This is a genomic window from Methylobacterium segetis (assembly GCF_004348265.1).
Lineage (GTDB): Bacteria > Pseudomonadota > Alphaproteobacteria > Rhizobiales > Beijerinckiaceae > Methylobacterium > Methylobacterium segetis.
Map to the genome: position 1 here is coordinate 25011 of NZ_SMNT01000253.1, position 14550 is coordinate 39560.

Below are 14550 nucleotides of genomic sequence, written 5' to 3' on the forward strand. Positions count from 1 at the left end.
CCCGACCGATCTCCTGTCCCCGATGTCAGCCTCCCCGACGCCCTTCGCCGTCTACGGCCTGCCTCCCGCCGGCCTCGCTGAGGTGCCGGACGGCGCCCTGCAGCTCTCGCCCCTCCTGCCCGGCTCCGCGCGCCTGGAGGACCTCGAGGCAGAGAGCCTCGACAGCCTCGCGATGCTGGCGCCGCCCGGGACGATCGAGCGGCGCTTCGCGCTCGCCCATGCCCTTCGCGTCCTGCGGCCGGGCGGGCGCCTGACGGCTTTGGCCCCCAAGGACAGGGGCGGCTCGCGCCTCGCGCGGGAATTGCGGGATCTCGGCTGCGCGCCCTGCGACGAGCCGCGCCGGCACCATCGGATCTGCACCCTCGCCCGGCCGGAGGGCGAACTGCCCATCGCGGAGGCCATCGGCGACGGCTCGCCGCGGCACATCGAGAACCTCGCCCTCTGCACGCAGCCGGGCATCTTCTCGTGGGACCGGATCGATCCCGGCACCGCGCTCCTCCTCGCGGTCCTGCCACCGCTCTCGGGGGCCGGAGCCGATTTCGGGTGCGGGCTCGGGATCCTGGCGCGTTCCGTTCTCGCCTCGGGAGCCGTGACGAGGCTCGCGCTCCTCGACATCGACCGGCGGGCCGTCGAGATGGCCCGCCGCAACGTCGGCGACCCGCGGGCCGCGTTCCTGTGGACGGACCTGCGTGCGCCCGTGCCGACGCTGGCGCGCCTCGATTTCATCGTCACGAACCCGCCCTTCCATGACGGGGGGGCGGAGGATCAGGCCCTCGGCCAGACCTTCATCCGGCGCGCGGCCGAGTGCCTGCGGCCGGGGGGCGTCCTCTGGCTGACGGCCAACGCCCATCTGCCCTACGAGGCGGTGCTCAAGGCCTCCTTCCGCAGCGTCACGCAGCGCGCCGCGGCGAACGGCTACAAGGTCTACGAGGCCAGGGCATGAGTGCCGCCGGACCCGCCTCCAAGCCGGCGACGCTGCGGCTCGACAAGCTCCTCGCCAACCTGGGCTACGGCTCGCGGCGCGAGATCGCCGGCCTCGCGCGCGCCGGCCGCATCCGCCTCGATGGCGAGGCCCTGCGCGACGCCGACCGCCGCATCGCCCTCACGCCCGACCTGCCGGACCGGATGACGATCGACGCCGAGCGTCTCGATCCCCCGCCGGGCGTCCTCCTCCTCCTCCACAAGCCGGAGGGGGTCACCTGCTCGCACAAGGAGGCGGGCCCCCTGATCTACGGGTTGCTGCCCGCGCGCTGGCGGCGCCGGGACCCGGCCATCTCGACGGTCGGCCGGCTCGACAAGGAGACGTCGGGGCTGATCCTCCTCACGGACGACGGCGCGCTCCTGCACCGGATCATCTCGCCGAAGGCGAGCGTGCCGAAGCGCTACCAAGTGAGCCTCGACCGTCCGTTGCGGGGCGACGAGGGCGCGATCTTCGCCTCGGGCACGCTGATGCTGGAGGGAGAGGACAGGCCGCTGCTGCCCGTCGCGATGCAGGTCCACGACGCGACCCACGCCGCGGTGACCCTCACGGAGGGGCGCTATCATCAGGTCCGCCGCATGTTCGCGGCAATCGGCAACCACGTGACGGCCCTTCACCGGGACCGGATCGGCGCGCTGGACCTGTCCGCCGCGCTCGCGCCCGGTGCCTTCCGCCTCGCGGGTGAGGAGGATGTCGCGGCGATCTTCGCCGCGCCCGGGGCCGGCCCCGCCTGATCCGCGCTCATCCCGCCTCGGCGTGCCGGGCGGGCCGGTCGGCCAGAACCTCGGCGCCGTTGAAGACCCGGTGCAGGTCGGTCTCGGCCGGGTCCATCGCGTCGTCCCGCGTGTCGGGTGCGCGGGCGGCGGCATCGAGCATCGCGTCGGTGATCCAGGCGCCGAGCCGCCGGTAATTCTCGAAGTCGCTCTCGCTGAAGAACTGGTTCAGCGTCGGGTCGTGCGGGAAGGTCTTGCGCCGCGCGGCGCAGGCCGCGACCTCGATCGGCAGCGGGTCCGAGAGCCACGGCTTCAGGTACAGGAGGCGGCCCTTCGCCGCCGGCTCGTCACCGCGCGCCGGGTAGGTGATGCGGGCGAAGGCGCCCTCGCTGCGCAGGCGGCTCTGGTCGACCTCGATCGGGCGGGGAAATTCGACGGCGACGCCGAGGTCGATCCCCGCATACTGGATCGCCCGCGCGAGGTCCCCGTAGGCGTAGGCCTCGTCCTGCCCGGCATCGACGACGACGATCAGGCTGCAGCGCCGCCGCAGCATCTCGTAGAGCCCGAGATTGTCGAAGTGGCCGCCATCCGACAGGTACACGAAGGCGTTGTCGTCCCGGGACCGGCCGATCAGCTCGGACAGGAGCGCGGGGAGGGCGTGGCGCGGGCCGGCCCGCTTCAGCGCGCCCCGTGTCAGCCCGGCGCCGGGATTGGGCAGCCAGGCCCCGAGCCGCACGTTGAAGAGCGTCATCACGAAGGCGGTCAGGGCGGAGGAATGGTAGCCCATGTTCGGGCTCGCCGCCGCACCCGAGATCGTCATCGCCGTGCCGAGGCTGATCCCCTTCGGCTCGTCGTAGAGGCCGGTCTGACGCTCGTCGCCGGCGTAGAGATCGGTCGGCACGTAGGCGCCGGTCGCCGCGCCGCCGTTCGCGGAGCGGCGAAGCTGGGCCGATCCGCAATGCAGCGGCGTGATCGTGAAGGAATCCGCCTTGCGCTCGGCCTGGGCCGGGTCGAAGCCCCGGGTCCGGTTGAGGGCCACGTTGATCACGGGGACCAGGCGGGGCGGAACGCGGCGCGTGAAGGCGTCGGTCACGCGGAGGTTGTCGAGGGGGTCGAAACCCGTGAAGCGGTCGGGGCGCTGGTCCGCGGGCCGGCGCGCCGGGCCGAGGAATCCGCGGATCAGGCGGCTCCGGTAGACGGCGTGCATCGAGAAGCGGTTCAGGTTGATCACCCGTCCGAGGATCCACGCGAGGAGGATCGATGCGATCACCGTTGAGACACATGCGACGTTGATCGCGATCATCGACGGATCCGCGTCGAGGAGCCTCGCGATCCGGCCGATGCCGAGGGCGGTCCCGTGCCCGATCAGCACCAGCAGCACGGTGCCGAAGGCGACGATCCCGAGGCTGGTCAGGACCGAGAGCGGGACGAGGGGCGGCTTCCGCTCCGTCCCGTGCGCGGCGAAGGCCGTCAGCGCGCTGCGGCCGATCCAGGCGACGAGGCCGCCCGACGCGGCGCCGCCGCCCGCGAGCGCGGCGATGGCCGTGTCGCTCCATCCCGACAGGTGCGAGCCGCCGATCACCACGACGATGCCGGCGAGGCAGAGGCCCAGCACGATGATCAGCTTCGTGCCGTTGAGCCGGGCGAGCCATTCCCGGTCGAGGTCGCCCCGCAGGGCGTTGCGGCGCAGGGCCACGAACGCCGTGGTCCGTAGGGTCTCGGCGAGGGCGAACCAGAGGGGGCCGAGCAGGACCAGCCAGTGGATGTCGAGGTCCTGCGCGAGCCAGATGCCCCACCACAGGAGGCCCGCCGAGGCGAGGGCGCTGACCACCCAGGGGACGAGGCCCTTGCGGAACAGGCCGACATGCGCCCTGCGCGCCCGCGCCTCCTCCGCCGCGTCGCGCCCCTCGTAGCGGCGCCCGGCCTCCCAGAGGAAGGCGAGGGCGTAGGCGAGCAGGCAGAGCGCGAGGCTGAGCGCCGGAACGAGCAGGATGCCGGCCTCCAGGGCGCCGGTCCGCCGGGAATCGGGCGTTGTGGGGCAGGGCTGCGGCTTGTCCGGCATCTTGGCCGCCGACTTGTCCGGCATCTTGGCCGCGGGGCAGGAACCGGTCGGGGAGGCCGCCCGCTGGGGGCAGGGGGCCGGCGGGCAGATCGGGGCTTCCCCCGTGCCGAAGACCGGGTGGAGCGCCCTCGCGTGATGCTCCTCGAAGATCCGCGGCGCCACGGCCAGGGGGACGGCGAAGCACCAGACGAGGATCGGCACGATGATGCGGATCCGGATCCGCCCCGCATCCGGCCCGAGGGGAGGGCCGCGGTCGCCCGCCCCGATCCGGGAGGCCGGCAGGTCGGGATGGCTGTGGCTCGGAACGCCGAGGATCGTCCCATACACGGCGGCGAGCAGGCCGGCGCCGCCGAGCCACAGCAGCGCGAACTCGGCCGCGGCGTTCGGCCGGACCACCAGGGCCGCCGTCGTGGCGGCGTAGGTGAGGAAGGCCGCGGCCAGAGCCACGAAGACGGGCAGCAGCACGAACCAGTTGATGAGCGTGTTGCGCAGCCAGAGCAGGATTCCCGTCAGGGTGTCGAGCGAGAGGAGGCCGGGCTCTGGCGCCAGGAAGCTCGTGAAGCGCCGCAGGGCGTGGACCGGGCCGCCGGGCCGGTCGCTGCCGGGGCCGCTGATCGCGGCCTCGGCCTGCGCGACGCTGGCCGTCCGCGCTTCGGCGGCCGCGTCGTCGAGCTGTCCGGAGATCAGCCGGGTCAGGAACGCGCCGATATAGCCGCCGCCGGAGACCGTCGAGAGATAGTGGAACCCGCCGAGGAGCCCGCGCGCGGCCAGCGCCTGCAGCACGCCGAGGCAGAAGGCGGCGCTGCGCACGCCGCCGCCCGACAGGCAGAGGGCGGCCGGCTGCTCGCCCTCCGCGAGCCCCAGGGCGTCCCGCTCGGCGGCCAGCGCCTCGGCGGTCGAGAGCGGGGCGATCGGATCGGCGTCGCTCGGCATCTCGCGCCCCTCAGGACCGGGTCAGGGCGTAGCTCAGGCCCTGGTTCAGCACGCGGCGGCAGAAGCGGTCGTCGAGGAGGGCGTTGCGGGCGGCCGGCAGGCGGGTCCGGTCGCTGGCGCTGATGCAGGTCACGAGCATCGCGGCGAGCGCCGCCCGCTTCTCGGATCCCGGGGCGAGCGCGCCGTCCGGCTTGCTGACGAGGGCGACGAGGAGCGTGCCGTACTGGCTGAGGATCATCGCGTAGGCGTCGTGGCCGATCACGCCGTTGGAATAGGCTTGGCAGGCGGCGTAGAGCCCGTCGCGCAGGGCGAGGACGGCCGGCGTCCGGCCATCGAGCTGGGTCACCTTCTCCGTCTGGGTGAACCCGCCCGCGATGCTGCCGCTGCCCTTCTCGGCGATGGTGACGCTGGCATTGGCGTTGGCGTTGCGCCCGAACTCCACGGCGTAGTCCGGGCTCGGCTCCGTGCAGACGATGGGCTGGACGAAGCCGTCCGGCCCCGGCCGCGGGCGCTCGGTGACGAGGCGCAGGTTGCCCGTCGTCGCCAGGGTGTTCGAGGTGCCGTACTGGAGCTGCGTCACCTTCAGGCTGGGCGAGTCGCAGGCCGCGAGCAGGCACAGGGACAGGATGGCTGCCGGAACGCGCATGGATGCCCCCATCGTTCGCGCGGCCCGCTCGGACCGCGTCTGACCCGCCGCCCGTCTTCGGGGCGTGACCGATCGAGGCGCGCCGGCGCTCAGCGCCCGGCTCCATCGCCTCGTTAAGGTTGATTTAATGCACTTGAAGTTGATTTTGAAAAGGGCAAAAGCGGCCCGTCGCCCCGGTTTTCCCCGATGCGTGGCGGCGCCCGTTTCGGATCGCGCAGGGGCATCCCCGCACGCCCGAGGGTGCGCGCCGCCGGGGCCGCCTTGCCTTCAGGCAGGGGCTCTGCTAAGGCCGCGCCCATTCCACACGCGGAGCCGGCCTCATGCCTGAATGAGGCGTTTCCGGTGGCCGGTCCCTCGCGGCCGGTCGCTTCCTCCGCGGCGGTATCAACCGGAGAGCACACCCATCATGGCCGTCGATTTCTCTATGCGTCAGCTCCTCGAAGCCGGCGCTCATTTCGGTCACCAGTCCCACCGCTGGAACCCGAAGATGCAGCCCTACATCTTCGGCACCCGCAACAACATCCACATCATCGACCTCGCCCAGACGGTGCCGGCGATGCACCAGGCGCTGCAGGCGGTGAGCGACACCGTCGCCAAGGGCGGGCGCGTGCTGTTCGTCGGCACGAAGCGGCAGGCGTCGGACACGATCGCCGAGGCCGCCAAGCGCTCGGCCCAGTACTACGTCAACTCCCGCTGGCTCGGCGGCATGCTGACCAACTGGAAGACCATCTCGGGCTCGATCCAGCGCCTGCGCAAGGTCGACGAGACCCTCGAGGGCGGCGGCCAGGGCCTGACCAAGAAGGAGCGCCTGATGCTGTCCCGCGAGAAGGACAAGCTCGAGAAGGCGCTCGGCGGCATCAAGGACATGGGCGGCGTGCCGGACCTCCTGTTCGTGATCGACACGAACAAGGAGCAGCTCGCCATCAAGGAGGCCCAGCGCCTCGGCATCCCGGTCGCCGCCATCGTCGACACGAACTGCAACCCGGACGGCATCACCTACGTGGTCCCGGCCAATGACGATGCCGGCCGCGCCATCGCGCTCTACTGCGACCTCGTCGCCCGCGCCGCCATCGACGGCATCTCGCGCGCCCAGGGCTCGTTGGGCATCGATCTCGGCGCGTCCGAGGCCCCGGTCGCCGAGGAGCTGCCCCCGGCCAACGACGATCGCGGCCAGGCGGTCGACGCCGAGGCGCTGAGCCCGGCCGACGTCGCAGCGCTCGCCGAGTCGACGGAGCATTTCGAGCTCCTCGCCGCCCCGCGCGGCGCGCCGGACGACCTGACCAAGCTCAACGGCGCCGGCCCGCAGATCGTGCAGAAGCTCAACGATGCCGGCATCTACCATTACTGGCAGATCGCCGCGATGAGCGCCGAGGACATCGCCCGCGTGGACGGTGACCTGAAGCTCAACGGCCGCATCGGCCGCGACGGCTGGGTCGAGCAGGCCCGTGCCTTCGCCGAGGCCGCCGCCGCCGCCTGAGCACGCCGCGCGGCCCGTCATCGGGCCGCGCCGGACGGCCTGCGAAACCCTTCGGGCCCGGTGCTCAGCCCTTGAGCGCCGGGCTCATTCTCATTGGAACACGTCACAGGAAGGACCGGCCATGGCCAACATCACCGCCGCGATGGTGAAGGAGCTCCGCGAGAAGACCGGCGCGGGCATGATGGATTGCAAGGGCGCCCTCAACGAGACGAACGGCGACCTCGAGGCCGCCGTCGACTGGCTGCGCAAGAAGGGCCTCGCCAAGGCCGCCAAGAAGGCCGGCCGCACCGCCGCCGAGGGCCTCGTCGCCGTCGAGTCCTCGGGCCACCACGCCGCCATCGTCGAGGTGAATTCCGAGACCGACTTCGTCGCCCGCAACGACAATTTCCAGGCCTTCGTCCGCGAGGCCGCCAAGCTCGCCCTCAACACGGACGGCACGCTGGAGGGCCTGCAGGCCGCCCCGTTCCCCGGCGAGTCGACCACGGTCGGCGAGCGGCTCCAGAGCCTGATCGCCACGATCGGCGAGAACATGAACCTGCGCCGCGTCGCCAAGCTCGACGTCACGAAGGGCGTGATCGCGAGCTACGTCCACACCCAGGTCACCGAGGGCCTCGGCAAGATCGGCGTGCTGGTCGCGCTCGAATCCGAGGGCAGCGTCGACGGCCTCTCGGCGCTCGGCCGCCAGATCGCCATGCACGTCGCGGCGACGAACCCGGTCGCCCTCGACGCCTCGGGCGTCGACGCGGCGACGCTGGAGCGCGAGAGCAACATCCTGCGCGAGAAGAACGCCGGCAAGCCGGACCACGTCCTCCAGAAGATCGTCGAGAGCGGCCTGAAGACCTACTACAAGGAGGTCACCCTCCTGGAGCAGCCCTTCGTCCACGACGGCTCGAAGTCGGTCGCGCAGGTGCTCAAGGAGGCCGAGGGCAAGGTCGGCGCCCCCGTCAAGCTGACGGGCTTCGTCCGCTACGCGCTCGGCGAGGGCATCGAGAAGGAAGAGGGGCCGGACTTCGCGACCGAGGTCGCCCAGCAGGCCGGCCGCGCCTGAACCCCGCGGCCCTCTCCCCGAGACGGGGAGGGGCCACCTTCCGGGCGCGCGCCCCTCGACGGCGCGCGCCCGCTTAAGTAGAAGCCCCCTCGGTTCGCGTGCAGGCCGGCGCGGTCTTCGGAACGCCGGCGACGAGGGGATGGGCTGATGCCGGAGACGACGCCGTTTCGCCGCGTGCTCGTGAAGCTCTCCGGCGAGGCGTTGGCCGCACCGGACGGCTACTGGCTGCACCCCCCGACGCTCGCCGGCCTCGCCGAGGACATCGCCCGCACGATCGAGGCCGGCATCGAGGTCGCCCTCGTGGTCGGCGGCGGCAACATGATCCGCGGCGCCCGCATCTCGGCCGCCGGCTTCATCGACCGGGCCACCGGCGATTCCCTCGGCATGATGGCGACGGTCATGAACTCGCTGGCGCTGGAGACGGCGCTCAACGCGACCGGCGTGACGGCGCGCACCATGTCCGCCGTCTCGATGCCGACGATCTGCGAGACCTACGCCCGGCAGCCGGCCCTGCACCACCTCGACAAGGGGCAGGTCGTCGTCCTCGCCGGCGGCACGGGCAACCCCTACTTCACGACCGACACCGCCGCGGTGCTCCGGGCGGCGGAACTGCGCTGCGACGCCGTGCTCAAGGCGACGCAGGTCGACGGCGTCTACTCGGCCGATCCGAAGCAGGACCCGTCGGCGACGCGCTACGACCGCATCACCCACGACGAGGCCATCGCCCGCGACCTCAAGGTGATGGACACCGCCGCCTTCGCGCTCGCCCGCGAGAGCCGGCTCTCGATCGTGGTCGGCTCCGTGCACGCCCCGAGCTCGATCACCGCGATCCTCACCGGGCAGGCGCCCTCGACCCACGTCATGCCCTGAGGCGCGACGGGCGGCAGCGGCCCCGTTTTCCTTGCGCGATAGGCATTTGCGGCGCTGCCGATTTTCGTTCATTGAAGCCCCGGACGGGCGGCCCCAGGGGCGCCGCCCCGGCATGCAATCGGGACGCGTCGGGAACCGCAGGACATGGCCACACCGGACTTCGATCTGAACGACCTCAAGCGCCGCATGCAGGGCGCCGTGACCTCGCTCTCGAAGGATCTCGGCTCGCTGCGCACCGGCCGCGCGACGCCGAGCCTCCTGGACCCGATCCAGGTCGACGCCTACGGCGCGATGATGCCGATGGCGCAGGTGGCGACCGTGAGCGTGCCGGAGCCGCGCCTCCTCAGCATCTCGGTCTGGGACCGCAGCATGATCACGGCCGTCGAGAAGGCGATCCGCGAATCCGATCTCGGCCTCAACCCGCAGACCGAGGGCCAGACCATCCGCCTGCGCATCCCCGAGATGAACGAGCAGCGCCGCAAGGAGATGGTCAAGGTCGCCCACAAATACACCGAGGAGGCCCGCGTCGCCGTGCGCCACGTGCGCCGCGACGGGCTCGACCATCTCAAGAAGCTCCTCAAGGACAGCGCGATCAGCGAGGACGACGAGAAGCGTCAGGCCGCGGAGGTCCAGAAGGCCACCGACCACCACATCGCCGAGATCGACGGCGTGCTCGCCTCGAAGGAGAAGGAGATCATGCAGGTCTGAGCCGGACCTGCGGCGGGCGAGGGGCGGTTCCGCATCGACGCGGGGCCCGCGCGCTCTCGCGGGGCAGGACCTGAAATTGCCCCAAGGATGCGCCAGAGAGGCCCCGGTGCGGGACCGGCGCGAGCGATGGAGAGACGCGTGGAGCAGGCGGAGCGCGCGCGTCAGGCCGAGGCGGGCATGACGAGCGACGGCCAGACGGCGGCACGATCGGGCCAGGGGAGCGTCGCATCCGCCCCCTGTCCGGCCCCGGGGCACGTCGCCATCATCATGGACGGGAACGGGCGCTGGGCCGCGCGCCGCGGGCTGCCCCGCGTCGAGGGGCACCGGCGCGGCGTCGAGGCCGTGCGGCGCGCCGTGCGCTCGGCCATCGACCTCGGCATCCGCTACCTCACGATCTACAGCTTCTCCTCCGAGAATTGGCGGCGCCCGCCGGCCGAGGTCTCCGACCTGATGGGCCTCCTCAAGCTGTTCGTGCGTCGCGACCTCGCGGATCTCCATTCCAACAACGTCCGCATCCGCATCATCGGCGAGCGCGAGGGGCTGAGCCCCGACATCGCCGCCGTCCTGCGCGAGGCCGAGGAGCGCACGCGCGCCAATACCGGGCTCACCCTCGTCGTCGCCTTCAATTACGGCGGGCGCCAGGAGATCCTGAGCGCCGTGCGCCGCCTCGCCGCGGCGGTCGCCGAGGGCCGCCTCGCGCCGGAGGCGATCGACGCCTCGCGGATCGCCGACGCCCTCGACACGGCCGGCATCCCGGACCCGGACCTCGTGATCCGCACCTCCGGCGAGCAGCGCCTCTCGAACTTCCTGACCTGGCAGACCGCCTACTCGGAATACGTCATCGTGCCGGAATTCTGGCCGGACTTCGACCACGCGGCCTTCGCGGCCGCGATCGACGAGTTCCACCGGCGCGACCGACGCTTCGGCGGCCTCAGCCAGAAGGCCGGATGATGAGCGCCGCCGGCGAGGTCCGCCCGAGCCCGGTTTCGGGCCGCCCCCGCCTGGGCGGGCGCGAATTCGTCCTCCGCGTCGTCTCGGGCGTGATCCTCGCCGGCATCGTCGTCGCGACGCTCGTCGAGGGCGGCTGGCCCTTCGCCCTGGTCTGGCTCGTGGCGGGCATCGTCGGCGCGGCCGAGTGGATCGGCATGAGCCGCACCCGGCCGGGCGGCTTCCTGATCGTCCTGATCGGCGCGACGCTCGGCGGCCTCGCGCTCTGCGCGCAGTCGGGCACGTCGCCGCTGGCCTCGCTCGCCGTGTTCGTCGCCGGCGCCGCGGCCGTGCTCGCGGTCGCGGCCGGGGGTTGGGGGCGCCTGCGCGCGCTGGCGGCCCTCGCCGCGGCGGCCGTGATCGTGCTGGTGCCCTCGGCCCTGCGCGACGATCCCGCGATCGGCATCGTCGGGCCGGCCTGGATGTTCGCCGTCGTCTGGTCGACGGACATCGCCGCCTACTTCACCGGCCGCAGCCTCGGCGGCCCCAAGCTGATGCCCCGGGTCTCGCCGAAGAAGACGTGGTCGGGGGCGATCGGCGGCCTCCTCGCCGCGGTCGCGGCCGGCACCGGGCTGATGGCGCTCGCCCGGCTCTACGGCTGGAGCAGCCTCGCCGAGGCGCCCCTGGAGCAGATCGCCCTCGCCAGCGCCGTCGCCTCGATCCTCAGCCAGGCCGGCGACCTCGTCGAATCGGGCCTGAAGCGGGTCTACGGCGTCAAGGATTCCGGCCGCTCGATCCCCGGCCACGGCGGCGTCATGGACCGGCTCGACGGCTTCTTCGCCGTCGCCCTCCTCGTCGGCCTCTACCTCGTCCTGCGCCGCCTCGCGGCGGCCTGAAGGAGCCTGCCCGTGTCTCTCACCGTCACCATCCTCGGGGCCACAGGCTCGATCGGCCGCTCGACCGCGGATCTCCTCGCCCAGCACGACGGCCGCTTCCGCGTCGGCGCCCTCGTTGGCGGGAAGGACGCGGCAGCGCTCGCCAAGCTCGCCCGCGAGATGCGCGCCGAGTTCGCCGCGCTCGCCGACGAGAGCGCCGGCCCGGCCCTGCGCGAGGCGCTCTCCGGCTCCGGCATCGCCTGCGGCGCCGGCGAGAGCGCGGTGCTGGAGGCGGCCTCCCGCGAGGCCGACATCGTGGTCGCGGCGGTGAGCGGCGCGGCGGGCCTCAAGCCGACCCACGCGGCGCTGCGCCTCGGCCGCACCATCGCGCTCGCCAACAAGGAGAGCCTCGTCTGCGCGGGCCACGCCTTCATGCGCGACGCCGCCCGCTACGAGGCGCGCCTGCTGCCCGTCGATTCCGAGCACAACGCGCTCGCCCAGGCCCTCGGCGACGGCCGCGTCTCGGACGTGGCCAAGATGACCATCACGGCCTCCGGCGGCCCGTTCCGGACCTGGACGCGCGAGCGCATCCAGGCGGCCTCGCCGGCCGAGGCGGCGGCCCATCCGACCTGGTCGATGGGCATGAAGATCAACATCGATTCCGCCTCCCTGATGAACAAGGGGCTGGAGCTGATCGAGGCGCACCACCTGTTCGCGATCGAGCCGGAGCGGCTCGACGTGATCGTGCACCCGCAATCGATCGTGCACGGCCTCGTCTACTGGCGCGACGGCGCCGTGACCGCGGGCCTCGCCATGCCCGACATGCGGGTGCCGATCGCCCATTGCCTCGGCCTGGGCGACCGGCTCTCGATCGCGCGCGGGCGGAATCTCGACCTCGCGGCGGCCGGCAGCCTCACCTTCGAGCCCGCCGACGAGACCCGCTTTCCCTGCCTCGCGATCGCCCGCGCGGCGCTGGCCGAGGGCGGGGCCGCGCCGACCGTGATGAACGCGGCCAACGAGATCGCGGTCGCCGCCTTCATCCGCGGCGAGATCGCTTTCTACGGCATCGCCGATCTGGTGGGGCGGGCCTGCGAGCACGTCGCCGGCACCTATCGGACGGCGCCCGCCGACGTCGAGGAGGCGCTGGCCATCGACGCGCATGTGCGCGCCTGGAGCGGCAAGGCCCTGCCGCAGCAGCGCGCCGCGGGCTGAGGCAGGCTCAGGCCGCCGGGCCGTAGGCCGCGAAGAAGACGCGCACCGCCTCCTCGACCCGGTAGCGCATCTCGGCCTCCGTCACGGGTCCGCCGGCGCAGAACAGGAGCCGGGTCAGCAGGCCGGCCTGCGTCAGGTGGAGGAAGTGCTTGGCCGCGAGGTCGGGATCGGCGATCACCAGCCGCCCGGCCGCGACCTGCGTCCTGAGATAGGCCGCGAGCCGCGCCGCCCCCTGCGCCGGGCCAGCCTCGAAGAAGGCTTGGCCGAAGCGGGGAAACTTCTCGCTCGCGCCGATCACCATGCGGATCACCTGGACGTGCTCCGGCCGGATCATCTCGGTCAGGTAGGTGAGGCCGAGGCGCATCAGCACCGCGCGCACATCCGGATCGTCCGCGTCGAGGCGGAACAGGGCCTCGGCGAGGCAGCGCTTCTCCTCCAGAGTCAGCGCCTCGAACAGCGCCTCCTTGCTGTCGAAGTAGACGTAGAGCGTGCCCTTCGAGACGCCGGCCGCCCGGGCGATCTCGCCCATGCTCGCGCCGTCGAATCCGGAGCCGAGGAACACGGCGCGCGCGCCGTCGAGGATCTGCCGGCGCTTGTAGCCGTCCGCAGAGGTGCGACCGGCAGGCTCCAGGATCGCGGCGTCGCTCGTCATCGTCGTCTCACTCACGCACCAAGCCGGCATTCTGGCGGATTCGCTCACGGCGCGAAATCCGGGCGGCCCGCCGTCGCGTCGCGACGGCCGCGCTGTCCGAGAATGCATTGACCGAACCGTTCAGTCATCATAGATATGTCCTGTCGCTCCGTCGGGGTCAACCTGCGCGGAGGCTTGACCGAACGGTTCGGTCAGAGATTGCAACGGGTGAGCCGATGTCCCTGCGCGAGGACGAGACCGCGAGGCACGAGACGATCACGACGAGCCCCGACGAGGCGGCGGACGAGGTCCCCGCATCGCGCGTGCCCGGAACCGTGCCGGCTCTCGCCACAGCTCCGGCCCCGGTCGTCCTCGCCCCGAGCCCGCCTCCGCGCCGCCGCCGCGTGCGCAGGCTCGCGCTCCTCCTGCTGCTCGCGGCGGCGCTCAGTGGCGGCGGCTACAAGGCCTACGATTGGTGGACGCTCGGCCGCTTCTTCGTCTCGACGGACGATGCCTACGTGCAGGCCGACATCTCCGTTCTCGCGGCCAAGGTCCCCGGCTACCTCGCCGCCGTTCCCGTCCGCAACGGGCAGTCGGTCCGCAAGGGCGACGTGATCGCGACGCTCGACGACGGCGATTACCGCCTCGCTCTCGAGGCGGCGCACGACAAGCTCCTGACCCAGCAGGCGACGATCGGCCGGATCGGCCACCAGATCGAGGCGGCTCAGGCGCAGATCGCGCAAGGCGTCGCCCAGATCGACGCCGCCAGGGCCGACGCGGTCCGCGCATCCGCCGATTACGGTCGCCAGCAGGCGCTGGAGAAGTCGGATTTCGTGGCGAAGTCCCGCATCGAGCAGGCCCGCGCCGACCGCGACCGCACGGATGCGGCCGTGAAGGGGGCCGAAGCCTCGCTCGCGGCCACCAAGGCCAATGTCGAGGTTCTGCGCGCGCAGCGACGCGAGGCGGAGAGCCTCGCGGTGGAACTGAAGAACGCCGAGGAGAGGGCGGCCCGCGACCTCGCCTTCACGACGATCCGCGCGCCCTTCGACGGGGTCGTCGGCAACAAGGCGGTCGAGGCGGGCGCCTACGTCTCGCCGGGCTCCCGCGTCGCGGCCCTGGTGCCGCTGCAGAGCGTGCGCGTCGACGCCAACTTCAAGGAGACGCAGCTCGCCCGGATGCGCCCCGGCCAGCCCGTCCACATCGCGGTCGACGCGTATCCGGACCGGGACATCGTGGGCGAGGTCGAGTTCCTGTCGCCGGCCTCGGGCTCCGTCTTCAGCCTGCTGCCCCCCGACAACGCCACCGGCAACTTCACCAAGATCGTGCAGCGCCTGCCCGTGCGCATCCGCGTGCCGGAGGCGGTCGCCCGGGAGGGCCTGCTGCGGCCCGGCCTCTCCGTGACGGCGCGCGTCGACACCCGCGAGGCGGGCGAGGAACGCGTCCGCACCGCGGGCCACGAGTAGAAGGCG

Annotated in this window: 13 protein-coding genes; 10 read left to right on the forward strand and 3 right to left on the reverse strand. The window is 72.4% G+C overall.

Annotated features, from left to right (window positions below):
- Window positions 1-22 precede the first annotated feature (22 nt).
- Complete coding sequence (locus E1J50_RS26620) at window positions 23-943, forward strand: class I SAM-dependent methyltransferase (RefSeq protein ID WP_132257295.1); 921 nt, start codon at window positions 23-25, stop codon at window positions 941-943.
- Complete coding sequence (locus E1J50_RS26625; RefSeq protein WP_132257297.1) at window positions 940-1713, forward strand: pseudouridine synthase; 774 nt, start codon at window positions 940-942, stop codon at window positions 1711-1713. Before E1J50_RS26620 ends, E1J50_RS26625 begins: the two co-directional genes overlap by 4 nt.
- A gap of 7 nt (window positions 1714-1720) precedes the next feature.
- On the opposite strand, the gene E1J50_RS26630 is transcribed toward E1J50_RS26625, so the two are convergent.
- Both E1J50_RS26630 and E1J50_RS26635 read right to left on the reverse strand, forming a co-directional pair.
- Entirely contained in the window at window positions 1721-4687 is a 2967-nt protein-coding gene (locus E1J50_RS26630) for a patatin-like phospholipase domain-containing protein (protein ID WP_132257299.1), read from the reverse strand.
- 10 nt (window positions 4688-4697) lie between these two features.
- Complete coding sequence (locus E1J50_RS26635; RefSeq protein ID WP_132257301.1) at window positions 4698-5333, reverse strand: hypothetical protein; 636 nt, start codon at window positions 5331-5333, stop codon at window positions 4698-4700.
- A 406-nt stretch (window positions 5334-5739) separates the two neighbouring features.
- Here E1J50_RS26635 and E1J50_RS26640 point away from each other — a divergent pair, with 406 nt between their 5' ends.
- The 7 genes from E1J50_RS26640 to dxr all read left to right on the forward strand — a co-directional run bounded on the left by E1J50_RS26640 (window position 5740) and on the right by dxr (window position 12450).
- A complete protein-coding gene (locus tag E1J50_RS26640) occupies window positions 5740-6810 on the forward strand; it encodes a 30S ribosomal protein S2 (RefSeq protein WP_132257303.1) in 1071 nt (356 codons plus the stop codon).
- A gap of 121 nt (window positions 6811-6931) precedes the next feature.
- Entirely contained in the window at window positions 6932-7858 is a 927-nt protein-coding gene (tsf, locus tag E1J50_RS26645) for a translation elongation factor Ts (protein ID WP_132257305.1), read from the forward strand.
- 147 nt (window positions 7859-8005) lie between these two features.
- Window positions 8006-8728, forward strand: coding sequence for a UMP kinase (gene pyrH, locus E1J50_RS26650; protein ID WP_132257307.1), 723 nt, complete (start codon window positions 8006-8008; stop codon window positions 8726-8728).
- Window positions 8729-8872: 144 nt separating this feature from the next.
- Complete coding sequence (gene frr, locus E1J50_RS26655) at window positions 8873-9436, forward strand: ribosome recycling factor (RefSeq protein ID WP_109891218.1); 564 nt, start codon at window positions 8873-8875, stop codon at window positions 9434-9436.
- Window positions 9437-9613: 177 nt separating this feature from the next.
- Window positions 9614-10387, forward strand: coding sequence for an isoprenyl transferase (locus E1J50_RS26660; protein WP_132257407.1), 774 nt, complete (start codon window positions 9614-9616; stop codon window positions 10385-10387).
- Complete coding sequence (locus E1J50_RS26665; RefSeq protein WP_132257409.1) at window positions 10387-11259, forward strand: phosphatidate cytidylyltransferase; 873 nt, start codon at window positions 10387-10389, stop codon at window positions 11257-11259. The genes E1J50_RS26660 and E1J50_RS26665 overlap by 1 nt, the downstream gene beginning before the upstream one ends.
- 12 nt (window positions 11260-11271) lie before the next feature.
- Window positions 11272-12450: a 1-deoxy-D-xylulose-5-phosphate reductoisomerase gene (gene dxr / locus E1J50_RS26670; protein WP_132257309.1), complete on the forward strand. Its 1179-nt coding sequence runs from the start codon at window positions 11272-11274 to the stop codon at window positions 12448-12450.
- 7 nt (window positions 12451-12457) lie between these two features.
- Here dxr and E1J50_RS26675 read toward each other — a convergent pair whose 3' ends face one another.
- Window positions 12458-13102 (reverse strand): TetR/AcrR family transcriptional regulator, encoded by a 645-nt coding sequence (locus tag E1J50_RS26675; RefSeq protein WP_132257311.1) that lies wholly within the window; start codon window positions 13100-13102, stop codon window positions 12458-12460.
- Window positions 13103-13317: 215 nt separating this feature from the next.
- On the opposite strand from E1J50_RS26675, the gene E1J50_RS26680 reads away from it, so the two are divergent.
- Window positions 13318-14544 carry an HlyD family secretion protein gene (locus E1J50_RS26680; RefSeq protein ID WP_132257313.1) on the forward strand — a complete coding sequence of 409 codons (1227 nt, stop codon included), beginning with the start codon at window positions 13318-13320 and terminating at the stop codon, window positions 14542-14544.
- The last annotated feature ends 6 nt before the right edge of the window (window positions 14545-14550 follow it).

Coding starts and splice junctions, on each gene's coding strand:
- E1J50_RS26620 (WP_132257295.1), top strand. CDS start 23: ATGTCAGCCTCCCCGACGCCCTTCGCCGTCTACGGCCTGCCTCCCGCC.
- E1J50_RS26625 (WP_132257297.1), top strand. CDS start 940: ATGAGTGCCGCCGGACCCGCCTCCAAGCCGGCGACGCTGCGGCTCGAC.
- E1J50_RS26630 (WP_132257299.1), bottom strand. CDS start 4,687: ATGCCGAGCGACGCCGATCCGATCGCCCCGCTCTCGACCGCCGAGGCG.
- E1J50_RS26635 (WP_132257301.1), bottom strand. CDS start 5,333: ATGCGCGTTCCGGCAGCCATCCTGTCCCTGTGCCTGCTCGCGGCCTGC.
- E1J50_RS26640 (WP_132257303.1), top strand. CDS start 5,740: ATGGCCGTCGATTTCTCTATGCGTCAGCTCCTCGAAGCCGGCGCTCAT.
- tsf (WP_132257305.1), top strand. CDS start 6,932: ATGGCCAACATCACCGCCGCGATGGTGAAGGAGCTCCGCGAGAAGACC.
- pyrH (WP_132257307.1), top strand. CDS start 8,006: ATGCCGGAGACGACGCCGTTTCGCCGCGTGCTCGTGAAGCTCTCCGGC.
- frr (WP_109891218.1), top strand. CDS start 8,873: ATGGCCACACCGGACTTCGATCTGAACGACCTCAAGCGCCGCATGCAG.
- E1J50_RS26660 (WP_132257407.1), top strand. CDS start 9,614: ATGACGAGCGACGGCCAGACGGCGGCACGATCGGGCCAGGGGAGCGTC.
- E1J50_RS26665 (WP_132257409.1), top strand. CDS start 10,387: ATGAGCGCCGCCGGCGAGGTCCGCCCGAGCCCGGTTTCGGGCCGCCCC.
- E1J50_RS26675 (WP_132257311.1), bottom strand. CDS start 13,102: ATGACGAGCGACGCCGCGATCCTGGAGCCTGCCGGTCGCACCTCTGCG.
- E1J50_RS26680 (WP_132257313.1), top strand. CDS start 13,318: ATGTCCCTGCGCGAGGACGAGACCGCGAGGCACGAGACGATCACGACG.